Source organism: Paenarthrobacter sp. TAF1 (assembly GCF_052113825.1).
GTDB lineage: Bacteria > Actinomycetota > Actinomycetes > Actinomycetales > Micrococcaceae > Arthrobacter > Arthrobacter nicotinovorans.
The window spans coordinates 421,134-446,831 of the sequence record NZ_JBFRDO010000002.1; the positions used below are offsets into that span (position 1 = coordinate 421,134).

The window sequence follows — 25,698 nt, forward strand, 5'->3', positions numbered from 1 at the left end:
CCATGGGCACTCTTCACACCAAGGCACCTTTGCACAGATTCACTGCCCTGGATGCCTTGGCCGTAGCCGTCTATCTCGGGTTCACCGTCTACTTCACGGTCAGCGGGGAAGCAGTCGAACGGCTGATGCTTCAGCTGTTTCCCGACCCGGCCACAGCGTCCTATGCCGTCAACGCGGTCTTCTATGCCGGCGTCGGAATATTTGCCGTGGCGTCAGCCTGGCGTGTGGCGGGACGTGACCTGAAGATCCTGGGGACGCGTCCGTGGTTCACCTTGGGCATGATTCCCCTCGCGATCGTGGTGATGCTTATCCTGACGGCTCTGCTCGTCGCCGCGTTCGGGACTGCCCAAAGCTCCGAGAACCAACTGGGTATCCAGGGATTGCTGCAGCACGTTCCGGCCTGGTTGATGGTGCCCCTGCTGGTGGTTCTGGGGCCGTTTGTTGAGGAGTACCTATTCCGCCATCTCCTGATCGGCAAGTTGTCGCAGCATGTGAACATCTGGATCTGCTGCGTGATCTCCGTGGTGGTTTTCGCGTCCATCCATGTGGTGGGCCGCGAAGGACTGGTGCTTTCAGCCTTGGCGCCCTATCTGGGAATGGCCGCGGTGCTGGTGGCCGTCTATGTCTGGACAGGCAAGAACCTGATGTTTTCCTACTTCGTGCACGCGGCCAAGAACCTCATGGCGGTCGTGCTGATCTACGCGGTCCCGCCCGAGCTCCTGTCCAACTAAGGGACAGCAAATCTCTACGCGCACTGTCCCCCGCTCGGGTAACCCGGACGGAAGTTGACCGCATTGCGCTACCCAGCCACCCGCCGTCGGAATAGCTTGGTGGGCATGACACTCAACATCCAGGTAGCCGTCGACTGCAGGAAGCCCCACGAACTCGCCGACTGGTGGGCCGAGACCCTCGAATGGACCGTCGAACCCCAGGACGAGGCGTTCATCCGGTCCATGATCGAGCAGGGATTCGCCACCGAAGACCAGACCATCACCCACAACGGCAAACTCGTCTGGGCCGAAGGGTGTGCGATCGTGCCCGCCGAAGACACCGATCCCAAAACAGGCCGCCGTATCCTCTTCCAGACCGATCCCAACCCCAAGACCGTCAAGAACCGGGTGCACTGGGACGTCCGCCTGGACGGCCGGGACAAGGACGTCGTGCGCAAGGAGCTGGAAGCCCGCGGCGCCAAACACCTCTGGACCGCCCGCCAGGGACCCCAGGAATGGCACACCATGGCCGACCCCGAAGGCAACGAGTTCTGCATCAGCTAAGGCCATTACTAGACTCGGACTGTGAACAACGATCTCCCGGCCAAGGTTTCCGACATCTTTGACCCCTCGCGCTGGCGCACGGTTTCGGGTTTCGACGACTTCAAGGACATGACGTACCACCGGCAGGTCGAACGGTCCGCGGACGGCACGGTCAAGGATCTCCCCACAGTCCGTATCGCGTTCAACCGTCCCGAGGTCCGCAACGCCTTCCGTCCCGGCACCGTCGATGAGCTCTACCGGGCCATGGACCACGCCCGGATGACTCCGGACGTCGCCACCGTGCTGCTCACCGGCAACGGGCCGTCCGAAAAGGACGGCGGACATTCGTTCTGTTCCGGTGGCGACCAGCGGATCCGTGGCCGCGACGGTTACAGGTACGCAGTAGAAGACGCCCCAGGAGACTCTGCTGAATTTATAGACCCAGCCCGTGCAGGCCGCCTCCACATCCTGGAAGTCCAGCGGCTCATGCGGACCATGCCCAAGGTGGTCATCGCCGTCGTCAACGGCTGGGCGGCCGGCGGCGGGCACTCCCTGCACGTGGTCAGCGACCTCACCATCGCCTCCCGCCAACACGGCAAGTTCAAGCAGACGGACGCCACGGTAGGAAGTTTCGACGCCGGATACGGCTCTGCGCTGCTGGCGCGCCAGATCGGGCAGAAAGCCGCGCGGGAAATCTTCTTCCTCGCCCGCGAATACTCCGCCGAGGACATGGTCCGGATGGGTGCCGTCAACGAGGCCGTGGACCACGAACGCCTCGAAGAAGTCGCCCTCGAGTACGCCGCCGACATCGCCCGCCAATCCCCGCAGGCCATCCGCATGCTCAAATTCGCGTTCAACCTGGCCGACGACGGACTGGCCGGGCAGCAGGTCTTCGCGGGCGAAGCCACCCGCCTGGCATACATGACGGACGAGGCCGTGGAAGGCAAGGAAGCGTTCCTCCAAAAGCGGGATCCCGACTGGTCCAGCTTCCCCTACTACTTCTAGGACTCCTCCGTGAACGTCGATCCTGTCCTCAAAGCCCTGATGGCTGCCCTCCACGGTGAGGGTCCCGCCGTCGAAATCGTCTTGGATGAAAACGGCGAACCCCGGGCGGTGCCGGTGGAGACCGGCGTCGAGGATGCCGCAGTGGTGGTCCGCACCTCCGGTTCCACGGGAACACCCAAGGCAACTGTACTGACCGTCTATGCCCTCGCGGCGTCGTCGGTGGCGACCGCCATGGCACTGCGCGGCGAAGGCCAGTGGCTGCTCGCGCTGCCCCTGCAGTACGTGGCCGGCGTGCAGGTGCTGGTCCGCTCCCTTTATGCGGGAACCCGGCCGTGGGTGATGGACCAGACCAACGGCTTCACTCCGGAGGCCTTCACCGCCGCAGCCGAGGAACTGACGGACAAGATCCGGTTCACCTCCCTGGTGCCCACGCAGCTGCAACGGCTCCTGGACTCCCCCGCGCCCGAAACCCTCGCCGTACTGCGCCGCTTCAACGCCATCCTGCTGGGCGGCGCACCGGCGTCGCCCGACCTCCTGGCAGCCGCCCAGGCCGCGGGCCTGAAGGTGGTCACCACCTACGGTTCCGCCGAAACGTGCGGCGGGTGCGTGTACGACGGCGAGCCGCTGGACGGCGTCGAAATCCGGATCGGCGACGGCGACCTGGAAGGCCGGGTCCTGCTGGGCGGCGACACGGTGGCCGCGGGTTACCTGGATGCTGCCCGTGCGTCAAAGGCTGCGTTCTTCGAAGAGGACGGTACGCGCTGGTACGTCACCGGCGACCTCGGGGAACTGTCCCCGGAAGGCAAACTCACCGTGCTGGGACGCGCCGACGACGTCATCATCACCGGGGGCGTCAAGGCCTCCGCCACGTATATCCAGAGCAAGCTGGAAGAGCTCGACGGCGTCACCGCGGCTTTCGTCGCAGGCGTCCCCTCGCGGGAATGGGGCCAGGCTGTTGCGGCCTACGTGGCCGTCGAGGATCCCAGCCCTGAAGGAATCAAGGGTTTCACGGCCCGGCGGGAAGCCGCCCTGGGCGTCCTGGCCCCGAAAACAGTCTTGGCCGACAAGGAATTGCTGATGCTGCCGAACGGAAAACCGGACAGGCTGGCCATGATTGAACAGCTTTCCAATCTGCATCAGGGACAATAGACAAGTTCTTCCCCCCAACTGAGATCAAACGCGAAACACACGAGGTACTACACGTGGCGACAGCTGCACAATGGATCCAAGGAGCCCGGCTCCGCACCCTGCCCGCGGCAATAGCGCCGGTCCTGATCGGTTCGGCAGCGGCGTACGAGCTCCATGCTTTCCGGCTGCCGAACGCGATCCTCGCGGCGCTTGTCGCGCTTCTGCTGCAGATCGGCGTCAACTACGCCAACGACTACTCCGACGGCATCCGCGGAACCGATGAGGACCGGGTCGGCCCGCTGCGCTTGGTGGGTTCCGGGGCAGCGAAGCCGGAACAGGTGAAGTGGGCGGCCTTCGCCCTGTTCGGCGCTGCCATGCTGTGCGGCCTCATCCTGGTGATCATTACCCAAACGTGGTGGCTCATCCTGGTGGGCATCGGTTGCGTCCTGGCAGCGTGGGGTTACACGGGCGGCAAGAACCCCTACGGCTACATGGGCCTGGGTGATGTGTTCGTGTTTGTGTTCTTCGGACTGGTGGCCACCCTGGGTACCACCTACACGCAGGCCGGCCAGGTGAGCCTGGCCGCAGTCATCGGCGCAATAGGTACCGGCCTCATCGCCTGCGCCTTGCTCATGGCCAACAACGTACGGGACATCCCCACGGACACCGCGGCCGGAAAGCGGACCTTGGCAGTCCGCCTGGGTGACCGTCATGCCCGCGAAAGCTACGTGCTGATGCTGGCCGTGTCCATCCTGCTGGTGATCGTCCTGGCGCCCACGAAGCCCTGGATGTTGATCGTGCTCCTGCTGATCCCCGCCTGCCTCATGCCTGCATGGCTGATGGTCAACGGCAAGAAGCGCAAGAGCCTCATCCCGGTGCTCAAGCAGACCGGCCTGATCAACCTCGGCTACAGCCTGTTGTTCTCGCTCGGGCTCATTCTGAGCCGCGGCTTCTAGGCTCCACAAAAAGCGAACGCCCCCGGCAATGTGCTGAGGGGCGTTCGCTGTTTCAATTCTTAGGCCGCGCCGGGGCGCTTGTCGTTATTGACGGCAATGTCCGGGTTCTTCTCCACCAGGCTGTCCTCAGCTTCGGCGTCTTCAACCTCGCCTGCGGTGCGGATGGGCTTGGCGCGCCCGGAGAAACGCTCGCGCATCGCCGCCGTGGCTTCGTCGCGCTGCTTCTGGAAGAACAGGTAGCTGATGGCGAAGGCCATGAGCCCTGCGAAGATGGCCGCAGGCAGCAGACCCACCTGCAAAAGGGCGAAGATGATGAACAACGGCACGAACAGCGCCAGGCGGATGAGGGAATACTTCAGGAAAGCCACCATCCAAGTTTAGCCGCCCGAATGGTTGCACTCTGGTCACGGCCCAAAGAGGGCGTCCAGCGAACGGCTTCCGGGCACTAGACTTGATGCATGCTCCGCGTTATAGGCGTCGTCGTCGTTCTTGTTGTCTTCGTCTATGCCCTGGTGGATGTCATACGCACTGACCGGCACCAGACCCGCGGCATTTCGAAGACCGCGTGGATCATCGTGATGATCGTCCTGCCGTTGCTGGGTGCCGTTCTGTGGTTCATTTTCGGCCGTCCCTACAACAAGCCCACGGCCACCCCCGTAAGGCGCCACCCCACCGCACCGGACGACGACCCCGAGTTCCTCCGCAACCTGGAGACCCGCCGTCGCAACCAAGCCGAAGAGGACCGCCTGAAGAAGCTCAAGGCGGATCTCGAAGCCAAGGAACGCAAACTCCGGGACACGTCTTCAGGCACGGACGATGCCCAACGCGGTGAGCCGGATACGCATGATACCGACGAGCTGAAGTAGGCAAACATGGCCCAGCAAGCTGATGGTTCACGGCAGTCACCCTCCACGCCATCAGTCAGCGGGCCACCGGCGCCACCCCAGCGCCCGGGCATGTCCCTTTCCACTCCGCCGCCCATCCCTGCAGCGGTAAAGCCTCCCGGCCCGGCCCGGTTGTCCCGTTCGCTGTGGCTGGCAAGTTTCGTGGCCGGCATCGCCGTGGTCTTCACGGGGTTCCTTGGCCGCGACGCCCACTTTGAACGCTTGAAGGGCGTTATCCAGTCCATGGTCCCGGACGGCGACGCTAACTCCGTCGAGGGGGCCGCCGCCGTCGTATTCCTCGGCAGCCTGGCCATGATCGCCGTGGTGGTCGCGATGGAAGTCGTCCTCTTGGCGATCCTTTTCAGGCGACGCACGTGGCCCCGTTGGGCCTTGGCTCCCCTGCTCCTCCTCCACGCCGTCGTCACCGTGATCACCGCTGATTATGTGGTGGCTCCGGGCAATGACGGCGTCATGGCCATGGTGCTTCTCGCCGCGCAATTCATCCTCGCTGCAGCCGGCCTGATTCTGCTTTTCCTGCCGTCGACGACAGCCTGGCTGCTCAGCGGGCGGCGGGCATAGCCGCCAGGATACCTTCGCAACTGCGCAGGACAACCCGGCAGGCTTCCACCGCCGAAGGCTCGACCAACAACGGGTTTTCCGCGATCTGCCGCCAACGGTCAAGGGCCCTGCGGGTTTCGCGCGCGATCTCCTCCGCGTCCGCGTCCGGGGGAAGTCCCAGCCTCTGGAACGGAAGGTTGCCGCGGCCGCCCACCAGTCGTTCCGCGTCCTCTGCCTGCCCGGGTGGCAGGACCACACCACCTGTCCGCAGCGAGCCCAGGAGCTTGAGTTCGCGGAATTCGTGCGCGCCGGCGAGCAACTCCTCCAGCGCCGGTTCGAGGACTGCTGACTGGCCGGGTTGGGAGCCGCTCAGCAGTGACTCCAAACCCACGACGGCGGCACGCGCCTTGAGTGCGTCGGCCCGCGTTTGGAACAAGGAGGCCACGGTGTCCAGCAGGCGGCCGAGTCCGCTGYGTCGCGCCAGTTCGTGCGCCAGTTCCGTCGGGTTGGTGATTCCGCCCCGGATCAGGGCCACTGCCAGCCTGATCCCGAACAGCCCGAACCGTTGGACCAGGGAAGCCTTCAGGCCGGGCTCCACGCCTTCCGGTCCGGCCGCGCGGACAAAGCGGTCAACAGAAAGCATCATCCTTTCGCGCTGGTTCCGGTCCATTCGCGCAAGGAGCATGAGGGCGTCCACGTCGCCCTGGCGCATGGTCCTGGAGCTCTGCGCCAGCAGTCCCGCCACGGGTACCACTCCCAGCGCGAGCGGTTTGAGGTTTTCGTCCCGGCTGTATCTGTCGGCAATCACGGCAGCGGAAATGAGCGAATCTATCCTGCCGGCACCTATCTCATCCGCGCGTGACAGGACAGCGAGGGCATTGACCGTCCCGGACTTCCCGGCGGCGGTGTCCTTGAAGGATTCGAGGAACCGGACATCCGAGGCGTGCAAATGACGCATCAGGTAGATGACGGCGTCCGCAGCGGTGGGAGCGTCTTCGGGAAGCAGGAAGGCCGTGGACCTCCCGGATACATCCTTGGACAGGGAAGCGATGCCCGGAGTGTCGATCAAGGTGAGATCCCGGAGGCTGGCTGCCGGCCAATCAACCACGAGCTTTTCCACGTCCTCCGCCTGGAATTCCCCCAATGAAAACACCAAGCGGCCATCTTCACGGTGCACTGGCAGCGCCTGCGGCCCGCCTGCCAAGGGGTGCAGGGTGATACGGGGAGCGTGCCCGTAGCGGTACCACGTGACGATCTTCGTGCACTCACCGGCGTCGGTAGGAGCGATCTCCTCGCCGATGATGGCATTGAGAAGGGTGGACTTTCCGGCTTTGACCATTCCGGCCACCGCAATGCGCAACGGCCCGGCAAGGCGTTGGTCGAGGTCGTCCAGGACAGCCAGGGCAGCCGGGTCCCCCTGGAAGACCTCCCGCGCTTGCCGGAGCAGCTCCGCTGCGCCGGCGATTCCCGATTCGATCATCCCGCCGGAACCGCGGACGACGCCGGAACGGCGTGCTGTCCTCCGGCCCCTTCTTCCTGAAGTTGCCGGGCAACCGCGTGCAAGTTTTCCACGGCTTTGAGCTGGTTCTTGATCTCCTTGATCCGCAGGTCCCGCTCGGCAGCGTAGGTGGCTGCCGCCTTCTGCGCCGCAGCCACGGATTCGGTGAGGGAACGGTGGTGTTCCTCTGCGATGTCGGTGAAGTGATCCCGGGTGGCCCGCTGAACCAGCCGCAACCGGTCCTTGAGTTGCTTGCCCACCTGGAACACGACGTCGTCCACCTGCTTCCGCACCAGGAGTTTGGCCTCTGCCTGCCGACGTTTCAGCCGTGCTTCCTGCTCCTCCCGATACGCTTTCCGGCCCAGCATGAGCCCGGCCCCCACAGACAGCGGGTTGATCAGGGCCAAGCCAAACAAACCCGTCAAGAGGCCAAACATCAGCACCCCGCCGTAGGACCCGCGCATGCCGATCAGAACCTTCTGCACAGGTCCCATACGGCCATCTTCCATGTCCTGGATTTCTGCCACGGGGTCAAGCACTCCGCCGGTGTCGGCAACGTGGAGGGCAGGCAAAGCCACTTCGTCTTCGGAAAAATGCTCTGCCACCTGTCCGGCCAGCCACTGTGCCCGCTCGCTGGTCCACACGAAAGTGTCGGAAACGGCGGCGGCAACGCTTTGTTCAAGCCACTTGGCGAACTGTTCCCACGCGGGACCGGGATCGCCCTGGTCAATGGCCGCCTCGGCTTCGCGTTGTATTCGCCGAAGACGGTCCTTGAGGTCATATTCCATGTCCGCGATGAGATCGCCAATGCCGTCATTCAGGGTGGTCTGCCATCGGGCGGACTTCTTCCGGAGCGCGTCGGCATCGTCCTTGGCCGCTTTCAGGCCCGCGATCATCTGCGGTGTGTCTTCGGGATTTTCCAAGGCCCCAAGTTCCGACCGCAACGCCAGCATGAGGTTCCCCGTAACCGACACGAGGTCGTTGCCTACGGACCGGCGCTGAATGAGGGCCGCCTCAGCAACAATGGCGTTTCGCAGGTAGGAGACCAGCTCCGGGAACCCGGATTCGTTGTTCAATTCGGCGTCCTGGAGCCTCGCGGCCTCGAGCCGCAGCTCCGAAGAGACAGGAAACAGGGGGATTTCCGGCCCGACGTCGGCCAGGTGGCCCTTGTCCAGCTCAGCGATCTGGCGCCATGCCGGATAGAGGTCAGTTTTGGACAGCACGCAGGCTACGTTGGGACTCACGCGCATGGCTTGCCGGAGGAAGCGCATTTCCGGTTCTGTGTACTCCTGGGACGCATCGGAGACAAACAGCATGGCATGTGCCGAGGGCAATGCCGTGAGCGTGGTCAGGGTGTGGCTTGAGCCAAGTCCTCCCACTCCCGGGGAATCCACAATGCAGAGCCCGCCTGACAGGAGCTTCCTGGGAAGGGCCACCTCCGCTGCAACGATGTTCCTGGCATTTCCCGGGTTGCCCTTCTCGGAGACGAAGTCCGACAATTCGGCCAACGGCACGGGCTTGCGCTCAAGGCGCGATTCACCGCCGTCGATGTCCGTAAAGCTGTCCGGCCCGGGGGGATCGGCCGCAGGGACAAGGACAACCGCTGACGCCGGATCACCTTGCCTTACCAGCGTGGGAACGGTGGTGGCGATGTCGTCATCCACCGGGCACACAGGAGCGTTGACCAAAGCGTTGATGAGCTGGCTCTTCCCTTGTTTGAACTCGCCCACCACAATCACCCGGACGTTGGGGTCCTGGAGGCGTCGGAGCGTGTTGTCCAAGCGCCGCCTGAGGTCGTTCCGCTCACCTGCCAGTGCTATCCCGTGCTCGACAAGGGTGGTCATGCGTACTGTTTCCGCCACGGTTCTTCCTTTGCTCACATGCCGCCCCTTGTCCGGGGGCCACGAAGTGCCCGGCAGGAGGGGGTCCACCTGCCGGGCACTGCTGGGGTTTCGCGCTTGTGCTTGCACCTCCTGCGCGGAGGGTGCTGCCTCAGTCGATGTCGACGTCGTTCTTGGCAACCACCACCGAATCATCAATGTCGTTGTACTCGACATCGAGTTCGTTATCCGCCACAACAACGTTGTCCTCGACGTTGGTGTAGTCAACGTCGACGTCGCCTACGGTGGTGGAGTTGTCCTCGGTGTAGGTCAACTCGTTGTCGGCCACAACGATGGAATCGTTGATGACGTTGACGTCGTCCACTTCCACGTTGGTGGAGTAGTCCGGCGAGTATTCCAGGTCCAGTTCGTTGTCCTGGACCACCACGGAATCGTTCACCACTTGTACGTCCTCCAGATCGACATCCACGTCCGTGGAGTTGTCGTTGAACGAGTCCGTGGCCGTGTTGGTGGTGTTGGTTGTGGTGGTCGTGTTCGTTGTGTTGGTGGTATTCGTTGTGTGGTTGGAGTTGTCCTCGTTGAACGAATCCTCGATCTCCACGTCCACGTCAACATCGGTGTTGTACGAATCCTCGGTGTTGTAGGAATCGTCGGTGTTGTACGAGTCCTTGGTCACCGAATGATCCGAGTAGTCGTTGCCCACCGAGACATCGTTGTTGTTGCCGCTGGTGTTGACGTTGACCGAGTTGTCCACGGTGTGGTCATCGTTGTTCGTGGTGGTGGTTGTGGTCGTGGTGTTTCCGGAATTCGTGACATCGTCGCCGGCGGCAATGGCACCATCACCGGAGGCGATCACTGCGTCCTGGTTGAACATCTGGGAGACATCTCCGTTGGCCCAGATGTTCTGGTTCACCGACTGGTCCGTGATCGTGTCGCGGTCATCGATGGTGGTGGTGTAGGAGTAGTTGTTCACCACGTGGACGAGTTGCTGGACCGCATGTGCATGGTCGTCGTGCCCGCCGCCCCAACCACCGCCGGCACCGCCACCGCCGCCGCCGTGATCGTCGTCGTGGTCATGACCGTCATGCCCGCCATCCCAACCACCGCCGGCACCGCCACCGCCGCCGCCGTGATCGTCGTCGTGGTCGTGGTCATGACCGTCATGCCCGCCATCCCAACCACCGCCGGCGCCGCCACCRCCGCCGCCGTGATCGTCATCGTGCTCCGGGCGTCCGCCGCCACTCCAGCCGCCGCCATCGTGCTCGGGCCGTCCGCCGCCGGTCGTCGCGTGGTTTCCTCCGGTGTTGTATTCACGGTCGAAGGACGACCGGGCATTGATCGGTGCGTAGTCGAGGACCACGGGGCGGACGGCGTCGACATCTGCGGAGGAGACATCCCGCAGGCCCGCAGCGGCGAGGGCCGCTTCGGGATCGCGTACAAAGTCTTCTGCGGCGTCAGGATCGTTGAACAGGCTCATCAGGAACTGCACGAGCTGTTGTGCGAGTGTTGGCATTGGAGTGCTCCCTCAAATTCTGTGGTTTTTCGAAATTGGCCCGGCGCCTTTGCCGGGCTTGCATTCAACGTATTGCCGGGACCGAAGACCGGGCATCGGGGGTGGTCCCCCTACCCCATGCCCTGCCGTTAGGGGATTGCCGGATTTTCCGTTAGGGGGCTGAGGGGGTCCCGCTTACGGAGGGGGGTACCCCTCCCCCAACGCCAGGCGCAGGCGGACCAGCAGCTCTGAACGGTTTTCCGCTCCCAAGCGACGCCGCATGCGCGCCACATGGTGTTCCGCGGTGCGGGGCGAGATGTAGATGGCCTCGCCGATCTCGCGGTAGGTCTTGCCTTCCAGGATGAGCCGGGCGACCTCGCGCTCCCTGGGGCTGAGCCCGGATGAATCCTGAACCCCCGGACTCCCGTACTCCCCGGCAAGTGCATGCAAGGAGACGTCAGCTTGTGAAGCGCCGGCCCGCTCCGGAGGCGGGGCCGATGGGGAATCCCCCTGGGGGTGGATGTCCCGGGCACAGGCAAGGAGCCGCACCATGTCCCGCCGCTCTTCGGCGTGCGCAGCGGCATGGCCGGCCAGCCGTGCGCCTTCCCAGGGCAATCCGACCGAGGCCAAACCACGGGCGGCGGTTTCGACGTCGGACGCTTCAAACCGTGCGGCCAGGACCGAAACCCAGGCTTTGCCCGCTGCAGCGAGCACGGACGCCAGGTGGCTGTGTTCGGAGGCATGCACCAGCGCAGCAGCGTGGGGAGCGAGTTCGGCCGGACTTTCGCTTAGAAGGGCTGCCTGCACTCCAGCCCAATGCAGGGGTACCGACCATAATGGGGCATCCCCCAGCCGGCCAAGAAAGTGCCAGACACCGTCCAGGTAATGCCCCACCCGGCGGGTCTCCCGCAACCGTGCGGCGGCGATCATGAGCTCTCCCCAGGGCAGGAGACTGAACAGGTCCACTGACACATGCATCATTGCCTCGCGGGCCCGCTCCCACGCCAGAAGCAGCTCGTGGACTTCGCTGCCCCGGCGTGCCAAACCGACATCCAATGCAGCCAGCAGGAAATCATCCCTCGGCGCCAGGGGCCAGTGGTTCGCTTTCACTGCTTCGTTGATGGCCAAGCGGGCTTCGTCCGGGTTGTCCTGCTGCATGGCGGTCCAGGCCTGCAACAGGAACAGCCTGGGACGGGCCGTATTGCCGCCCTGTCCGGCGGCAAGCGCTGCCTTGAGGACCATATCGGCGATGCCGGCTTCCCCGGTGTGGAGGGCGCACAGCGCGGCAAGGGCCGCCGGTGTCTCCACAAGGGGAATCGACGTGCCGGCCGCGTTCATCATGTCGGAGGCCCTGATGAGCTCGGGCAGTGCGATTTGCGGCGTGGGCCCAAGTGTTTGACGAAGTCCCTGCTGGGTCAATGACAGAGCCACAGCCAGGAGTGTAGGTGAGCCCTCCGGCGAGGCAGCAGCCGCCAACTGACCGGCGCCCGCAACGTTGCCTGAACCGATCATGGCCACGGCTGCAAGGGGCGCCGAACCGTCGATCCTATCCCACCCCAGCCAGGTGTAGGTGTCCGCGCTCCGGGAGAGCATGCCCCGCTGTGCCCAAACAGCCGCAGCAACGTCAACTCCCAGGCGGATGTGAGGGGCCTCCGGCGTTGCCAGGAGCCGGTCCACTATCCTGCCGGCAGTGTCCAGATCGCCCAAGGCCGCCGCTGCCTGCGCCCGCCTGGCCGCGGTGGTGGTCTCCTGTCCTCCGGCGAGAAGTGCTTCTGCATAGAGTTCGGCCGCCAGGCCGGGCTCGGAGTCCAGAACCCCCTCCGCGGCACGCTCCAGCTCCGCGACGATCCGTGGATCCTGGAACCCGTTCTGCGCAAGCTGCCGGGCAACGTCGCCCAAGGGACGGCCCTCTGCCGCGGTCCTGTCCACCAGTTCCCTCTGCAGGGCCCGGATGCGCGCCGGCGGTGTGCTCGAGAGCAAGGCATAGTGGACGGTCCCAACCACTGATCCATCAGGCGATATCAGCCCGGCGTCCTTTGCCACGTGGATGACCGAGTCCAGGTCTTCGCGGTGTTCTAGGCTGCCGGGCAGAAGGGAGTGGAGGGAAAAACCCAAGGACAGCGCCAGCAGCAACTCCTGGACTGCGGCGGGCTGACCGGGCAGTTCAGGGCCCGGAGCCTCCCCCGGGGCGTCGGCCGGGAGGCCGGACGGCTGCTCATCCCGCCCGGGCGGAAAATGCCGCGGCCGGTGGTCCTGTCCCGTCATGGGTCAGACCGCCGGAGTCAGTGCTGGATCCGGGGCCGGACTTGTTTCTGTTGGCAGGGGCTCCGGGGCGACTGTGGCCGGCGGGATGGTGGGCTCGGGCTGCACTGTTGGTTCAGGCGACGGTGGAGCAGGGTCCTGGGTCACTGTGGGTTCTGGCTGCGGCACCGTGGGTTCCGGCGATGGGGTAACCGGGTCCGTCGGTATGACAGGTGGCGTGGAAGGATCGGTTACCGGCGGCGGCACAGTGGGTGGCGTCGTTGCCGGTGGTGGTGTGGGTCCGCTGGCGGCCCCGCCTGTAGGCTCCGGGGTGGGCGTCGCCGCCGGAGGGTTGCTGGAGCCGCTTCCGGGAGTCCCCGGCGTCGTGGTTCCAGTGGCAGCCCCGCCTGTCCCGGCTGCACTGCCTGTCCCGGCCGCGTTGCCTGTCCCGGCCGCACTGCCTGCTCCGCCGGTACCGGCTGTCTGGCCCTGGGCAGCCCCCGATCCCGCACCTGAGCCGTTTCCCGTGCTTCCCGACCGTGCCGGGCTCTTTCCGGTCCCGGTCCCCGCCCGCGTCACTCCAGCGCGGGCACTGGCCTCAAGTCCCGCGGTCGGACCTCCCACCGCCGGTGCTGCACCCGGGGCGGCACCGCCCCCGCCGTTGGCTTGGGCTGCGGCAACCGGCGAGCCGTCGCCGCGCATGACGTCGGCAGCCTGGTTTCCGAACATGGACGCCAGAATGCCGCTGCCTTCAGGGCTCTGCGCCGCCGTGGCGGTGGCAATGGTCAGCGCAGTTGCTGCTGCAACCGCCGCTGCGGCCAGGCGGACGTGGGAGCGGTGTGCGCCCCCGGGAGCGACCGCGGCTTTGACGGCACCGAGGTGGGGCCTGGAGCCGGCGACGGGCGGCCGCGCAGTCTTCGCCCGCTTGGCAACGCCACGTCCTTCCATCACCGTCGCCGGGGCAGCCTCAGCTTCGGCCGCTTCCAGGTCTGCTGCAGTTGCGGTACCCAGACCCGCGACAGCGGCGCCAAGGCAGATGGACGACTTGGGATCGGCATCGACGGCGATAGGACGGTCCAGTTCCACCGAAATCATTTCCGCCACCAAGGGAATGCGGGACGAGCCGCCGATGAGCAGCACGGTACTCAGGTCCCCGGGCTCAAGGTGGATGCTGCGCAGGCTCCGTTCGAGAGCGTGCACGGTTTCCCGGATGGACGCCTCGATCAGGGCCTCGAACTCGGACCGCACCAGCCGCAGGGTCCGCTGGGTTCCCGGCAGCGCGACGGCGATACTGGCCTCGCTGTCCATGGACAGCGCTTCCTTGGCTTCGCGGCACTCCCGCCGCAGCCTGGATAACGCTGCCTTGCTTTCCGGCGCCTCCGGCTCGAGTCCCTCCAAGGCGTCCCCGAGGTGACCCATGACGTGGCGCAGAACGGCGGCGTCGAAATCGGCGCCGCCAAGAGTTTCAATGCCGTCGGGACGGCCCAGGAGTTCGAAGCTGCCAGCGCCCGCCTTGCGCAGGACCGCGGTATCGAACGTTCCGCCACCAAGGTCATACACGGCGATGGTACTGCCGTCCTCCACGCGGGTTTGGGTGGCGTAGTGCAGGGCGGCGGCAACGGGTTCGCTGATCAGGGTGACATCGTGCAGGCCCGCAACGTTCAACGCGGCGAGGACCGTCGAGGTACGGTGCGCGCCCCACGCTGCGGGGTGCGTCATGATGATCGACGACGGCAGGCTCCCCTCCCGCTCTTCGGCCCTGTCCACCACCCATCGAGCCATGGTGGCGTACACGTCCTCGGGCGACATCCAGCCCTCACCCACAGCGAGTGGAACGGAGTCGCCTATACGGCGCTTGAATTCCCTGACCATCCGCCGGGGATCGTCCAGGCCCCGGCGTTCAGCCGCCTCGCCCACCAATATCCGGCCGTCGTCCGCGTAGAAAAGCACCGAAGGCACAGTGCTTCCATGGATCCCAAGGGGCAGGATTTCAGGCGTGGGTGCGGCGCTCCGCCCAGGCTTGATAAGAGCTGCGGCGGTGTAACTTGTCCCGACATCAATGGCGAGAACATAGCTCATGGGTACCTCGAGAGTTCACATGGCACGACGCAAGCGAGCTGCTTCACTAGCGGGTCTTGAACAAGTTAGCACCTGCTCCGGACACGCAAAAGGCTTAATTGCTACACCGAATTGTCAATTTCCCGAGGCCGCTGATGACTATTGAAGTAAAGCTCCTGCTCAGCGCCGGATTGGACCTTAGAGGCCGGAGTAGGAATGCAAGCCGTTGAAAACGGTATTTACCAACGTGAAGTTGATGATGACGCAGGCGTATCCGACGATTGACAACCACGCTGCACGGGTGCCTGTCCAACCACGGGTGGCACGGGCGTGCAGGTAGCCCGCGTAGACAACCCAGATCACGAAGGTCCAGACTTCCTTGGGATCCCAGCCCCAGAACCGGCCCCAGGCCTTCTCGGCCCAGATGGCGCCGAACATGAGCGTGAACGTCCAGCCAATGAACGCGATCGCGTTGATGCGGTAGGACAGGTTCTCCAGGCTCAGGGCGTTGGGAACCACGCGCATGAAGGCCAGGTTGTCTGCACGGCCGGCCGCCAGGTTCTTCTGCCGGTACGACTGCAGCAACTGCAGGACGGACATGGCGAAGGTCAGGGTGAACAAAGCGGATGACAGGACCGCGATGGAGACGTGGATGATGAGCCAGTAGCTCTGCAATGCGGGGACCAGGTGGCCAACCGGGGTCCAGAAAGACACCGACGCAGCCACCAGCATGATGATAGCCAAGCCCAGCACGAACGTGCCGAGGAACCGCAGGTCGCGGCGGATCAGCGTGATCAGGAAGACGGCCACGGCAACGAAAGCGCCCGTGGTGAGGAATTCATACATGTTGCCCCACGGCACGCGGCCGGCGCCCAATGCCCGGGTCACCACTCCTGCGCCGTGAATCAGCACGCCAAGCACCGTCAAGGCCACTGCCACGCGAGCGGGAACGCGCCGTTCGGCCGTGTACCGCATGTCGCCTGCCGCAGTCCCGCCTGCATGGGTGGGGCCCGACGTCGGACGCTCGGCCCGGCCGGCCGGCCCGCCGGCGTCGGGACCTGACAGGGCAGCCCCAACGCGACCGGCTGCAACGCTGACCTTTTCGCTGGTGGACCTGGCTGCTGCCTTCAAATCCACTGCCTGGAAGGTCTTGCTGCTCTTCGCCAGATCCCAGGCAAAGGCGATGAACGCCACGGTGTACGTGCCGGCGGCCAACAGCATGAACAGCTCGCTGTACTGGCCCAGGGTTTCGTTGATGGCTGGCATTACTGGTCCTTCGAGGTTGAGGAAGAGACGGTTCGAGGTGCGGGAGGCTCCGGTGATTCCGGGAGGTTCCATTCGCGGGCAAAGATTTCACGCAGTGCTGCGGCTTCTCCGGCGAGGCGGTGGTCTTCACCGCGTGCCAGCAAGCCGTACTCCACCATGGTGCGGCCGTCCTGGTGGGTTCCGGTGCGGACCCAGACCCGGCGGCGGTTGACGTAAAGGGAAACCATCAGGCCACCCACCGCCAGCAGGCCGAAGATAAGGGCGTACAGCTGGCCGGGGTTGTGGTGGATGTCAACGCCGATGTACTTCTTGACACTGTCGAAGGTGATGCTTCCCTTGCCCTCGGGCAGAGTTGCGGTCTGGCCCAAACCGAGCACGATGCCGCCGGCCTCGAGCTTGCGCCCGTTCAGCTGGGTAAGGTTCTTGACGTCCAGTTCAAAGACATTCTGGGGGGTTCCCTCATCCAGGCCCAGGTCGCCGTAGTAGGAATCCAGGTTCAACTGCGGGTTCGCCAAAGCGGGGTCGGCACTGAAGGAGATTCCTTGTTCCGACTCGAAGGCGGTCGGCAGGAAGAAGCCGTTGAAGCCAAGCTGGTCGGGAGTGCCGTCCGGGACCTTGATGACCACGGACGAGTAGTAGTTGGCTCCCTGGACCTTCGCAGTCACCGGACCCTGGAAAGCCACGTTGCCGTCGCCGTCCCGGACCGTGACCACGGGTGCGTAGCCGTTGCCCGTGAGGTACAGGCTTGTTCCGCCCAGGGAAATGGGGTCGTTGACCTTCAGCACTTCCTTCTGCTCGGGCGCGCCGGGGTTTTCCTTGGTGGTGACCTCGGCCGTGTAGTCGATCGGCTGGCCGGTCTTCTTGGGCGACTCCCGGTCAAACGTTGCCTGGAACTTGTCCAAACGGACCGAGTACGGCTGCAGCGAGCTGCTTTGGAAGTTGGTGCCCGGGGTGAACTGGTCATAGCCAACCAGGGTGTTGACGAAAGTTTCGCCTTCGACCAGGATGCGCTGGCCGCTGTATCCGAACAGGCCGCCGATGGCCACGGACACCAGCACGCCGATCAACGAGGTGTGGAACACCAGGTTGCCGACTTCCTTCAGGAAGCCACGCTCGGCACCCAAGGACGGCAGGGCGCCGTCGGCGTCGCGTACGTCGACGCGGTAACCGCGCTTCTTGAGCAGCCCGGCGGCATCGTTGATGGCTTTCGACGCCGGGATCCCGGCGTCGGCGGGCAGCGCCAGGGTACCGTACTCCGGAAGCCGCGAAAGGCGCTTGGGAGTGCGCGGCGGCTGCGACTTCATGGCTTTGTAGTGCGCAATGGCGCGGGGGGTCACGCAGCCGATCAGGGAGATGAACAGCAGAATGTAGATGGCCGAGAACCAGGCGGACGAATAGACGTCGAACATCTGGAGGGCATCCAGGAACGGCCCGGTTGCAGGGTTGTTCTTGATCCACTCAGTGACCGTGACAGGGTTGGCGGCGCGCTGCGGGAACAGCGAACCCGGCACTGCACCGACGGCCAGCAGGAGCAGCAGGAACAGTGCTGTACGCATGCTCGTCAACTGGGTCCAGGCCCACCTGAGCATGCCCTTGAATCCGAGCACGGGTACCGCGGCCTCAGACTTGGCCTGCTGGAGTTTTCCTTCCGCTGTGGTGGCGCCTTCAGCGGATGGTGACTTCTTCTTGGCTTTCACGGACTCGCTCATCAGATTGGCAACTTCACGTCATTTTGGAACCAGTACTGCAACCCGGTCACCCACTGGCCCCACACACCGGTGGCCATCAGGATGCCGAGCAAAATCAGGATGCCTCCGCCGATCCGCTGGATGGCCAAACGGTGCTTGCGGAAGAAGGACATGACACCCATGCCCCGGCGGACGGCCAAGGCGATCAGGAGGAACGGGATGCCCAGGCCAAGGCTGTAGATGAACGCCAGGAGCGCACCTTTGGCCGCCGACGATCCGCCGGACAAGCTCAGCAACTGTACCGCGGAGTAGGTCGGGCCAATGCATGGTGCCCAGCCCAAACCGAACGTGAGTCCAAGCAGCGGCGCACCCCACAGTCCGGCCGGCGGTTTGGCGTGGATCTTGGCATCACGCTGAAGCCAGCCGAAGCCGCCCATGAACACGACGCCCATGACGATCACCAGAAGGCCCAGCAGCTGCGTGATCCAGGCGTTCTGCGGGCCCGTCAGCAGCGTCCCGAGCTGGCCGAAGGCGCCGCCCAGGAGCACGAAAATTACGGAGAATCCGAGGACAAACAGCCCGATCCCCGCCAGCATCCGGCCACGCCGCTGCTTTTGCAGGTCGACGCCGGTCAGCCCGGTGACGTACCCCAGGTACCCGGGTACCAACGGCAGCACGCACGGCGAGAGGAACGAAACCAGCCCGGCCAGCAATGCGACCGGCACGGCCAGCAGCAGGGAACCGTTGAGGATGGTCTCGGCGAAAGGACTGTTCACGGCGACTACTCGGCCACGGCTGAAGTGATGAGGGCCTTCAAGGTGCTCTTTTCAATCTCGCCAAGCACGCGGGAGGCAACTTTGCCTTCCTTATCAAGGACCAGGGTTGTGGGGACGGCACCGGGCGGAACGATGCCGGACACGGACAGCAGCACGGACCCGTCCTTGTCGTTGAAGCTCGGGTAGGTGAGGTTGAACGTCTTGTCGAAGGCCTCAGCGGTGGCCTTTTCATCGCGGAGGTTCACGCCGAAGAATTGGACGCCCTGGTCCTTGAATTCCTGGTGCAGCGCTTCAAGCTGCGGCGCTTCGATCCGGCAGGGAGCGCACGCAGCAAACCAGAAGTTCAGGACCGTGACCTTGCCCTTGAGGTCCTCGGGCTTGACTTCATTTCCGTTGAACAGGGTGCCTTTGAGGGCTACGGGCGCTGCACGGTCGGCTTTGGCGAATTCCGTCACCGAGCCGTCGCCGGCCACGTAGTTCTTGTTGTCGCCCGCCTTTGCCTGCTCCGCAAGGGAGTCCTTCTGGGCGCATGCGGAAAGCCCCATGGTCAGTCCCGCCAGCAGGACACCGCCGGCGGTAAGAACGCCTCGACGTGAAAGGTTGTTGTCCATGTCTTCCTATGCCCCCGGAGTGCTGGCCGCACCGGGAAGCAGCGCGGCGGCAGGTTCGCTGTACTCAACCCGGATAATCCGGCCGTCGTCGTCGAGCGTCAGGGACGTAAGCGACGTCAAAGTGCATTCACGTTTGCGGGGATCGTGCGCCAGGCGACGGCCCTCAGCCGTGAGCCGTGTTGACCAGATCGGCAGCTGGTGGCTGACCAGGATGGCCTCGGCGCCGTCCCCGCCAAGTTCGATTGCCTTGACGCGGGCATCCTCAACTGCAGCCAGCACGCGGGCTGCCTGCTCCTTGTACGGCTCGCCCCAGGAGGGCCGCATTGGATTCCGGAAGTAGAACCAGTGCTTGGGCTTCAGGAACTCGCTCTTTGTGGGGTGGAGTCCCTGGAAGTGGTTCTCGGCTTCGATGATGCGCGGCTCGACCGTGATTTCGAGGTGCAGTGCTTCCGCCGTCGGCATGGCCGTCTCCTGGGCACGCGTCAACGGAGAGGCCACCAGATGGACTATCTTCGCACCCTCGGCGGCGCGGGCAACAAAGTGGTCGGCCAGCATACGGGCCATCTCCCGGCCACGCTCGGAGAGGTGGAACTCCGGCAGGCGACCGTAGAGGACGCCGTCGGGATTGTGGACCTCGCCATGGCGAAGCAGATGGACAGTTGCTTGGGGCATGTTTACCAGTTTCTCAAAGAAGCGGGGCGATCCGAAATCTTCTACCGCAAGTAGAACTCAAAGTTTTCCGTAAATGTTCCGTGGAGTTGGAATAAAAGATGCATATGCATGTTTATACTAGACACGAAGCTCGGTTGACGCTTCAAGCAATTGGTTCAACCGGGCAAGCACGCAGTACCTTCCACTACCTATAGGAGCAACAACCATGATGACCCTCCCCGCTTCCGTCACCACCGGCACCTGGACCCTCGACGCTTCCCACAGCGAGATCGGCTTCACCGTCCGCCACGCAGGCATCAGCAAGGTCCGCGGCCAGTTCAAGGACGCTTCGGCCACTTTGGAAGTCGGCGAAACCCTGACGGACTCCAAGGTCTCCGCAACCATCCAGACCGCCAGCTTCGACTCCGGCGATGTCAACCGCGATGGCCACGTCAAGGGCGAAGACTTCTTCGACGTCGAGAAGTTCCCGGAAATCACCTTCGTGTCCCGCCACGTCAAGGCCAACGGAAACAGCTTCGACCTCGTGGGCGATCTCACAATCAAGGGCGTCACCAAGGAGGTCTCCATCGAGACCGAATTCAACGGGGTTGCAGTAGACCCGTTCGGCAACACCCGCGCAGGCGTCTCGGGTGAAACCACCATCAGCCGCAAGGACTTCGGCCTTACCTGGAACGCAGTCCTCGAAGCCGGTGGCGTTTTGGTCAGCGACAAGGTCGTTATCAACCTCGAACTCGCGTTCATCGCTCCGGCCGCAGCCTGATTCCAGAACACCCCGGACGGCGTCCCTGCCCAGCTTCGCGCTGCAGGGGCGCCGTTTCGCATACACATGAGTCACCCGGCCATTGTTCGGCAAACACCCTGTATTTAGCTGCGAGTTGGCTCGGAATTTCCTATGCAACCTTCAACCTGCGGTCTACAGTGATGCCATGAGTACCCCAGATGAAGCACCTCAGCCACAGCAGCCCGGCGCCCAGCCACCGCAGCCAGGCAATGTTCCTCCTGCGGGCTACCAACCTCCCGGCGGTTACCAGCCTCCCCAAAGCGGATCTGTTCCGCCAGGTGGCTACCAAGGGCAGCAAGGTTACCAACCTCCCCCTGCCTACCAGCAGCCGGGACAACCCGCCTACACAGCACCGGCCGGCCCGAACCCCGCACCGCCCGCCGGACTCGGCTATAACGCACCTCCGCGGAACGTCTTCGGTTTGGACTTCAACAACATCGCCCAGAGATTCCGTGACACCACGGGCGTCCCTAAGACCCTCACCACGTCCTACTGGCTGTGGATTGCCGCAGCGGCACTGGGCGTCATCGCCAACTTCGCCAATATCTTCATCTACCGCGACTACTTCGGAGCCCTGGCCATCGGGACGGGGATCTTCAACTTCGTCTTCAGCATCATCATGGCCGCCGTCTACGCCTTCATCGCCATCCGCATGAAGGAGGGCGCCCGGTGGGCCCGGCTGGTCCTCTCCATTTTGGGCGGCTTCGCGGTCTTCTCCCTGCTGTTCCTCCTGATCACTTTCAACCTCGGGCTGCTCAGTTCAGCGGCCGCTGTTGCCGCAGCAATCATGATGTGGCTCCCGGAATCGCAGAAACACTTCGTTTAGCACTTGCTGAGCATGAAGGCCGCGGCCGGATCCCCTGGGATTCCCGCGGCCTTCATCATGAAGACGTACGCCAACATGATGATTTTCCCTGCCCTCTTGAAATTCCTGCGTGTGGTATGCAGCGGCGCGGGACCCTGGGGGTACGGTGGAAGCAGAACCACGCTGGGGGCAGGGTCACTTTGCTGATCCCGGCGGCCGTACCTGCAGTCGAACAAGCAAAGGAATGCCATGAGCAACCCTCCATACCCGCCGTCGAACCCGGGCGACTCCAACCAGCCTGAGCAGCCGGGCACGCAGCCCGCTGCACCACAGTACGGCCAGCAGTCCCCACCGCCGGCAGCTCCGCAATATGGCCAGCCTGCTGCACCACAGTACGGCCAGCCCGCAGCACCGCAGTACGGCCAGACCGGCGCTTCGCCCTATGGCCAGGCGCCCCAGTACGGTCAGGACACCAACTGGCCGAGTCAGCAGCCGGGTCCTGCCACAGTCCCGCAAATGGTCAACATCGCCTTCTGGTTGATTGTCGGCGCAGGCGCAATCTGGCTGATCTCCATCCTTATTTCCATGGCGGCACTGAACGACCCCTCCTTCAGGAGCATGTTCGAAGACCAGATGTCGGCCGGCGGCGCCGCGGATGTCCGCTTTGAAGACGTCCAAGGCTTCATCGTCGGCGTCATGATTGCACTCGGTGTCATTGGTGCCGGCCTGTACGCACTCGTTGCCATCAACGTCCGCAAGGGCAAGAACTGGGCTCGCATCCTCGGCACGGTCCTCGCCGCGCTCTCGATCTTTGCCCTCGTGCCGCTCAGCCTGGCGACGCTTTCAGCACTGCTCGGAATCGTAGCGATCGTCCTGCTGTACCTGCCGGCGTCGGCTCCGTACTTCCGCAAGACACCGCAGTTCGGAAACCCGTACCAGACTCCCTCCGGACGCTAAAGCGACAGGGTTCCAAACACACCACTACGGGCGCGGACCCGGCGAAGGCTAAACAGCCTGGCCCGGGGTCTGCGCCCGTTGTGCGTGGTAGGCAAGAATCTGCAGCTCCGTGGCCATGTCCACTTTCCGCAGATTCACGTGCGGCGGAACTTGCAGGAGCACCGGAGCAAAGCTCAGGATGCTCCTGATGCCGGCAGCAATAACCCGGTCACACACTGCCTGCGCCACCGTGGCCGGCAGGGCAAGCACCACCATGTTCGTGTGGGTTCGCTCCAGGACCCGCTCAAGCTCGGCTGAGTCGCTGACGCGCAGCCACCCTACCTCGTTGCCTATCACCATGGGGTCCGCGTCGAAGATGGCTACGACGTCGAATCCCCTGGACTCGAAGCCGCCATACCGGGCCAGGGCCTTGCCGAGGTTGCCGGCACCGACGATGGCGACTTTCCAGTCATGGGTCAGACCCAGCGCCGCGGCGATGTGACGGCTCAAGTACTGGACTTCATAGCCCACCCCGCGCGTGCCATACGAGCCTACGTACGAGAGGTCCTTGCGGAGCGTGGAGGAACTGACGCCTGACGCCTCGGCCAGCGCTTCGGAGGAGACGCGCTCAACTCCTTCGGCCAAGAGCGAGTTCAGCGCACGCAAATAGAGGGTCATCCGGGCCACAGCCGCGGGCGGGATCTGCTTAGCCGCAGGTTCGTTGTCCCCGGATAGTGCTTCCGCGGACGGTTCCAGCGCAGTCACGGTATTCTCCATTGCGTCGCTTTGTTGTTCCACTCTATGACCCCCGGGCCGGACTCAACAAAAGCCGCTACATACGGGCAAGGCCACCCTCAGCCCTCCAGGGCCTTCTTCAAGGTGCGGGTCAGCCGGGCCTCGTCGATCTTCCAAAAATCGCGCTGGATACCGTTCACCAGCACCACCGGAATCTCTTCCGCGTAGCGCTCCTGAAGTTGGGGGTCGGCGTCGATCCGCTGTTCAGACCAGCTCAAGCCGAGGCCCGCAGTAACGCGTTCGACGGCGGCGCGGGCGTCCGTGCAGAGGTGGCAGTCAGCTTTGGTGAGGAGGACGACGTCGGGAGTAGCCATGTGATTAACGGTAACCGCCCCGCGATCCTCCCTCACACCCCACCCCCTTCAACCCCACCCTCCCTCACACCCCACCCCCTTCAACCCCACCCTCCCTCACACCCCACAGGTAAGGGCCTTCGAGTGCGCCCTCAACGCGGGGTACCCGCCATTGACTAGACTCAAGGCATGCCCGAGGAGAAGAACGTCGCCGTTGCCGCTGCTGCCCAAGCGCAGAAGCACAGCGGCGAAGCTGCTTTCTTCGACGTCGACAACACGTTGATGAAGGGTGCGAGCCTCTTCCACGTCGCACGCAAAATGTATGAACGCAAAGCTTTTACCTTGCCGCAAGCGGCCGGGTTCGCCTGGAAGCAATTTAAGTTCGTGATGCGCGGCGAGAACATGGAGGACGTCCATGCCGTTCGCGACTCGGCCTTGACCCTGGCGGCCGGCATCACCGTAGATGACATCAAAGCCCTGGGCGAAGAGGTCTACGACGAAATGATCGAGTCCCGGATTTGGCCCGGAACGAAGGCTCTCGCAGAGCAACATCTCAGGGTGGGCCGTAAGGTCTGGCTGGTGACGGCGACGCCGATCGAGGTTGCCACCGTAATTTCCACCCGGCTCGGGCTCACCGGTGCATTGGGGACCGTGGGTGAAGTGCATGAGGGCATGTACACGGGGAAATTGGTCGGAGACATCCTGCACGGACCGGCCAAGGCGGTCGCCGTGCAGTTGGTCGCCGACCGGGAGGGCCTGGATCTGGACCACTGCTGGGCCTACAGCGATTCCGCCAACGACATCCCGCTTTTGACAATGGTGGGGCACCCCGTCGTCATCAATCCTGACGCCAAGCTGCGACGCCATGCCCGCGACAACAACTGGCCCGTATACGACTTCCGGTCCGGCCGACGCGCGGCAACCCTCGGCCTCAAAGCCGCCACCGTCGGAGGGGCGATCTACGGCCTGTGGCGCGGCTTCTCACGATTCCGCGGCCCCCGCCTCTAGCGTCGCCAAACCCTCCCTCACATCCCCACTGCTTGAACCAAACCCTCCCTCACATCCCCACTGCTTGAACCAATCCCTCCCTCACGTCCCGGGATGAGGGCAGACCCGCCTGTGGATAACTTCTGCGCTCACAGCCGGATCCGGGTAACAATGCCGTATGCAGATACCGAAACCCGTTCCGTCCCAACTGGGATCCGCTCCGTTCACTCTTGACGAGGCCAAGGCTGCCGGTCTCGCGCATCGCAATCTCTGGAACCGCGTCAGCATTGAAGCAGTGAGTAAAGGTATCTACCGGCCATCGGATTGGGACTTCGACCTTGAAGCAGCTGCCCGATCGCTCTCGGTCGCGAGTCCAGGCGCCTGGATTTCGCATGTCACTGCCGCCCGGCTGCACGGCTTGCCGCTCCCTCCGTGGCTCGCCGATTCCAATGAGCTGCACCTGAGCAAGCCTCGAAATCTGCCGGCAGTGCGGCGAAAGGGCGTCTCCGGGCATAGCGTCGTAGTGGCGGAGAGCGAGGTTGAGTTGGTCCGAGGGTTTTGGATCAGCACCCGGTCCCGGACCTGGCTGGATTTGGCCCGCATATTGCCGTTGAAGGAACTCGTCTGCGTCGGAGACCAACTCATCCGCGTACCCAGGCCCGAATTTGAACAACGGGACACAGCGTTTGCAACCATTGCTTCCCTCCGCTCGATGGTGGAGCTCCACAAGAACCTTCAAGGTGTCGTGCGGGCTCGGGAAGCAATCGACCTGATGCGGGTAGGCGCTGACTCAGCCCCCGAGTCGCTGCTTCGTCTTGCGATGCTTGACGACGGTCTTCCGGAACCCGAACTGCAACTTCGGCTCCGGCTGGCCGATCCCCTCTCCCCTTCTGCCGACCTCGGTTACCGGGAGCGTCGGATCGCTATCCAGTACGACGGCGGCCATCACCTCGCGGAGGAACAGATCTTTAGCGATCGGCGCAGGGACAAAGCGTTCGAGACTGCCGGGTGGACGGTGCTCATCTTCGGGAAGGACGACCTCGCAGACAATTTCGCAAACGCTACCCGGCAGATAAAGAGGGCGTTGCGGCAAGGATGGGTAGACCCCGCAGTCCGTTCCGGCTTCGCACGGCCCCGGACGTGAGCAAGCGCCACACCCAAACCCACGGAACGT

Annotated in this window: 25 protein-coding genes; 12 read left to right on the plus strand and 13 right to left on the minus strand. The window is 64.0% G+C overall.

From position 1 onward, the window contains the following. The first annotated feature begins 2 nt into the window (after positions 1-2). The 5 genes from AB4Y81_RS04040 to AB4Y81_RS04060 all read left to right on the plus strand — a co-directional run bounded on the left by AB4Y81_RS04040 (position 3) and on the right by AB4Y81_RS04060 (position 4,342). Positions 3-731 (plus strand): CPBP family intramembrane glutamic endopeptidase, encoded by a 729-nt coding sequence (locus AB4Y81_RS04040; RefSeq protein ID WP_441995380.1) that lies wholly within the window; start codon positions 3-5, stop codon positions 729-731. A 105-nt stretch (positions 732-836) separates the two neighbouring features. Then, entirely contained in the window at positions 837-1,274 is a 438-nt protein-coding gene (locus tag AB4Y81_RS04045) for a VOC family protein (protein WP_026267050.1), read from the plus strand. A 21-nt stretch (positions 1,275-1,295) separates the two neighbouring features. Next, positions 1,296-2,258, plus strand: a complete 963-nt coding sequence (locus AB4Y81_RS04050) for a 1,4-dihydroxy-2-naphthoyl-CoA synthase (RefSeq protein ID WP_018776960.1) — start codon at positions 1,296-1,298, stop codon at positions 2,256-2,258. A 9-nt stretch (positions 2,259-2,267) separates the two neighbouring features. Next, positions 2,268-3,407, plus strand: coding sequence for an AMP-binding protein (locus AB4Y81_RS04055; protein ID WP_441995382.1), 1,140 nt, complete (start codon positions 2,268-2,270; stop codon positions 3,405-3,407). Positions 3,408-3,460: 53 nt separating this feature from the next. After that, the gene (locus AB4Y81_RS04060) at positions 3,461-4,342 is read left to right on the plus strand and encodes a 1,4-dihydroxy-2-naphthoate polyprenyltransferase (protein WP_018776962.1); all 882 of its coding nucleotides are present in this window, start codon (positions 3,461-3,463) and stop codon (positions 4,340-4,342) included. 59 nt (positions 4,343-4,401) lie between these two features. Here AB4Y81_RS04060 and AB4Y81_RS04065 read toward each other — a convergent pair whose 3' ends face one another. Next, positions 4,402-4,713: a DUF4229 domain-containing protein gene (locus tag AB4Y81_RS04065; protein WP_018776963.1), complete on the minus strand. Its 312-nt coding sequence runs from the start codon at positions 4,711-4,713 to the stop codon at positions 4,402-4,404. 87 nt (positions 4,714-4,800) lie between these two features. Here AB4Y81_RS04065 and AB4Y81_RS04070 point away from each other — a divergent pair, with 87 nt between their 5' ends. Both AB4Y81_RS04070 and AB4Y81_RS04075 read left to right on the plus strand, forming a co-directional pair. Next, a complete protein-coding gene (locus tag AB4Y81_RS04070; RefSeq protein WP_275776036.1) occupies positions 4,801-5,208 on the plus strand; it encodes a PLD nuclease N-terminal domain-containing protein in 408 nt (135 codons plus the stop codon). Between the two features lie 6 nt (positions 5,209-5,214). Further along, the gene (locus AB4Y81_RS04075) at positions 5,215-5,805 is read left to right on the plus strand and encodes a hypothetical protein (RefSeq protein WP_275776037.1); all 591 of its coding nucleotides are present in this window, start codon (positions 5,215-5,217) and stop codon (positions 5,803-5,805) included. Here the strand turns inward: AB4Y81_RS04075 and AB4Y81_RS04080 are convergent. The 10 genes from AB4Y81_RS04080 to AB4Y81_RS04125 form a co-directional block, all read right to left on the minus strand. Then, complete coding sequence (locus AB4Y81_RS04080; protein ID WP_441995385.1) at positions 5,786-7,264, minus strand: dynamin family protein; 1,479 nt, start codon at positions 7,262-7,264, stop codon at positions 5,786-5,788. The genes AB4Y81_RS04075 and AB4Y81_RS04080 overlap by 20 nt on opposite strands. Beyond that, the gene (locus tag AB4Y81_RS04085; protein WP_082499699.1) at positions 7,261-9,144 is read right to left on the minus strand and encodes a dynamin family protein; all 1,884 of its coding nucleotides are present in this window, start codon (positions 9,142-9,144) and stop codon (positions 7,261-7,263) included. The genes AB4Y81_RS04080 and AB4Y81_RS04085 overlap by 4 nt, the downstream gene beginning before the upstream one ends. A 130-nt stretch (positions 9,145-9,274) precedes the next feature. After that, positions 9,275-10,636, minus strand: coding sequence for an IniB N-terminal domain-containing protein (locus tag AB4Y81_RS04090; RefSeq protein ID WP_441995386.1), 1,362 nt, complete (start codon positions 10,634-10,636; stop codon positions 9,275-9,277). Between the two features lie 174 nt (positions 10,637-10,810). Beyond that, on the minus strand, positions 10,811-12,880 hold the full coding sequence (locus tag AB4Y81_RS04095) for a LuxR C-terminal-related transcriptional regulator (RefSeq protein ID WP_441995387.1): 2,070 nt from the start codon (positions 12,878-12,880) through the stop codon (positions 10,811-10,813). A 3-nt stretch (positions 12,881-12,883) separates the two neighbouring features. Continuing rightward, on the minus strand, positions 12,884-14,935 hold the full coding sequence (locus AB4Y81_RS04100) for an Hsp70 family protein (RefSeq protein WP_441995388.1): 2,052 nt from the start codon (positions 14,933-14,935) through the stop codon (positions 12,884-12,886). A 177-nt stretch (positions 14,936-15,112) separates the two neighbouring features. After that, the gene (gene ccsB / locus AB4Y81_RS04105; RefSeq protein WP_018776971.1) at positions 15,113-16,180 is read right to left on the minus strand and encodes a c-type cytochrome biogenesis protein CcsB; all 1,068 of its coding nucleotides are present in this window, start codon (positions 16,178-16,180) and stop codon (positions 15,113-15,115) included. Next, a complete protein-coding gene (gene resB, locus AB4Y81_RS04110) occupies positions 16,180-17,889 on the minus strand; it encodes a cytochrome c biogenesis protein ResB (RefSeq protein ID WP_039242776.1) in 1,710 nt (569 codons plus the stop codon). The genes ccsB and resB overlap by 1 nt, the downstream gene beginning before the upstream one ends. After that, positions 17,889-18,644: a cytochrome c biogenesis CcdA family protein gene (locus tag AB4Y81_RS04115; protein WP_018776973.1), complete on the minus strand. Its 756-nt coding sequence runs from the start codon at positions 18,642-18,644 to the stop codon at positions 17,889-17,891. The genes resB and AB4Y81_RS04115 overlap by 1 nt, the downstream gene beginning before the upstream one ends. A 5-nt stretch (positions 18,645-18,649) precedes the next feature. Beyond that, a complete protein-coding gene (locus AB4Y81_RS04120; RefSeq protein ID WP_055971202.1) occupies positions 18,650-19,255 on the minus strand; it encodes a TlpA family protein disulfide reductase in 606 nt (201 codons plus the stop codon). 6 nt (positions 19,256-19,261) lie between these two features. Continuing rightward, positions 19,262-19,927, minus strand: a complete 666-nt coding sequence (locus tag AB4Y81_RS04125; protein ID WP_055971199.1) for a histidine phosphatase family protein — start codon at positions 19,925-19,927, stop codon at positions 19,262-19,264. Between the two features lie 208 nt (positions 19,928-20,135). On the opposite strand from AB4Y81_RS04125, the gene AB4Y81_RS04130 reads away from it, so the two are divergent. From AB4Y81_RS04130 to AB4Y81_RS04140, 3 genes are all read left to right on the plus strand, one after another. Next, positions 20,136-20,687: a YceI family protein gene (locus AB4Y81_RS04130; protein ID WP_026267054.1), complete on the plus strand. Its 552-nt coding sequence runs from the start codon at positions 20,136-20,138 to the stop codon at positions 20,685-20,687. 166 nt (positions 20,688-20,853) lie between these two features. After that, entirely contained in the window at positions 20,854-21,534 is a 681-nt protein-coding gene (locus AB4Y81_RS04135) for a hypothetical protein (protein WP_144027583.1), read from the plus strand. Between the two features lie 228 nt (positions 21,535-21,762). Then, positions 21,763-22,470 carry a hypothetical protein gene (locus AB4Y81_RS04140; protein WP_441995389.1) on the plus strand — a complete coding sequence of 236 codons (708 nt, stop codon included), beginning with the start codon at positions 21,763-21,765 and terminating at the stop codon, positions 22,468-22,470. Between the two features lie 48 nt (positions 22,471-22,518). Here AB4Y81_RS04140 and AB4Y81_RS04145 read toward each other — a convergent pair whose 3' ends face one another. Together AB4Y81_RS04145 and AB4Y81_RS04150 are read right to left on the minus strand one after the other, a co-directional pair. Then, positions 22,519-23,226: a redox-sensing transcriptional repressor Rex gene (locus AB4Y81_RS04145; protein WP_039242779.1), complete on the minus strand. Its 708-nt coding sequence runs from the start codon at positions 23,224-23,226 to the stop codon at positions 22,519-22,521. A 77-nt stretch (positions 23,227-23,303) separates the two neighbouring features. Beyond that, positions 23,304-23,558 carry a glutaredoxin family protein gene (locus AB4Y81_RS04150; RefSeq protein WP_441995390.1) on the minus strand — a complete coding sequence of 85 codons (255 nt, stop codon included), beginning with the start codon at positions 23,556-23,558 and terminating at the stop codon, positions 23,304-23,306. Between the two features lie 168 nt (positions 23,559-23,726). Between AB4Y81_RS04150 and AB4Y81_RS04155 the strand changes: the two genes are divergently transcribed. Together AB4Y81_RS04155 and AB4Y81_RS04160 are read left to right on the plus strand one after the other, a co-directional pair. Next, positions 23,727-24,545, plus strand: a complete 819-nt coding sequence (locus AB4Y81_RS04155) for an HAD family hydrolase (protein ID WP_018776983.1) — start codon at positions 23,727-23,729, stop codon at positions 24,543-24,545. 157 nt (positions 24,546-24,702) lie between these two features. After that, positions 24,703-25,668: a DUF559 domain-containing protein gene (locus tag AB4Y81_RS04160; protein WP_275776051.1), complete on the plus strand. Its 966-nt coding sequence runs from the start codon at positions 24,703-24,705 to the stop codon at positions 25,666-25,668. Positions 25,669-25,698 lie beyond the last annotated feature (30 nt).

What these genes read in the sequence shown, in the direction of transcription:
- AB4Y81_RS04120 (WP_055971202.1), bottom strand. Translation starts at nt 19,255, where the DNA reads ATGGACAACAACCTTTCACGTCGAGGCGTTCTTACCGCCGGCGGTGTC.
- AB4Y81_RS04065 (WP_018776963.1), bottom strand. Translation starts at nt 4,713, where the DNA reads ATGGTGGCTTTCCTGAAGTATTCCCTCATCCGCCTGGCGCTGTTCGTG.
- AB4Y81_RS04135 (WP_144027583.1), top strand. Translation starts at nt 20,854, where the DNA reads ATGAGTACCCCAGATGAAGCACCTCAGCCACAGCAGCCCGGCGCCCAG.
- AB4Y81_RS04045 (WP_026267050.1), top strand. Translation starts at nt 837, where the DNA reads ATGACACTCAACATCCAGGTAGCCGTCGACTGCAGGAAGCCCCACGAA.
- AB4Y81_RS04145 (WP_039242779.1), bottom strand. Translation starts at nt 23,226, where the DNA reads ATGGAGAATACCGTGACTGCGCTGGAACCGTCCGCGGAAGCACTATCC.
- AB4Y81_RS04150 (WP_441995390.1), bottom strand. Translation starts at nt 23,558, where the DNA reads ATGGCTACTCCCGACGTCGTCCTCCTCACCAAAGCTGACTGCCACCTC.
- AB4Y81_RS04160 (WP_275776051.1), top strand. Translation starts at nt 24,703, where the DNA reads ATGCAGATACCGAAACCCGTTCCGTCCCAACTGGGATCCGCTCCGTTC.
- AB4Y81_RS04100 (WP_441995388.1), bottom strand. Translation starts at nt 14,935, where the DNA reads ATGAGCTATGTTCTCGCCATTGATGTCGGGACAAGTTACACCGCCGCA.
- AB4Y81_RS04095 (WP_441995387.1), bottom strand. Translation starts at nt 12,880, where the DNA reads ATGACGGGACAGGACCACCGGCCGCGGCATTTTCCGCCCGGGCGGGAT.
- resB (WP_039242776.1), bottom strand. Translation starts at nt 17,889, where the DNA reads ATGAGCGAGTCCGTGAAAGCCAAGAAGAAGTCACCATCCGCTGAAGGC.
- AB4Y81_RS04075 (WP_275776037.1), top strand. Translation starts at nt 5,215, where the DNA reads ATGGCCCAGCAAGCTGATGGTTCACGGCAGTCACCCTCCACGCCATCA.
- AB4Y81_RS04125 (WP_055971199.1), bottom strand. Translation starts at nt 19,927, where the DNA reads ATGCCCCAAGCAACTGTCCATCTGCTTCGCCATGGCGAGGTCCACAAT.
- AB4Y81_RS04070 (WP_275776036.1), top strand. Translation starts at nt 4,801, where the DNA reads ATGCTCCGCGTTATAGGCGTCGTCGTCGTTCTTGTTGTCTTCGTCTAT.
- ccsB (WP_018776971.1), bottom strand. Translation starts at nt 16,180, where the DNA reads ATGCCAGCCATCAACGAAACCCTGGGCCAGTACAGCGAGCTGTTCATG.
- AB4Y81_RS04040 (WP_441995380.1), top strand. Translation starts at nt 3, where the DNA reads ATGGGCACTCTTCACACCAAGGCACCTTTGCACAGATTCACTGCCCTG.
- AB4Y81_RS04140 (WP_441995389.1), top strand. Translation starts at nt 21,763, where the DNA reads ATGAGCAACCCTCCATACCCGCCGTCGAACCCGGGCGACTCCAACCAG.
- AB4Y81_RS04130 (WP_026267054.1), top strand. Translation starts at nt 20,136, where the DNA reads ATGACCCTCCCCGCTTCCGTCACCACCGGCACCTGGACCCTCGACGCT.
- AB4Y81_RS04155 (WP_018776983.1), top strand. Translation starts at nt 23,727, where the DNA reads ATGCCCGAGGAGAAGAACGTCGCCGTTGCCGCTGCTGCCCAAGCGCAG.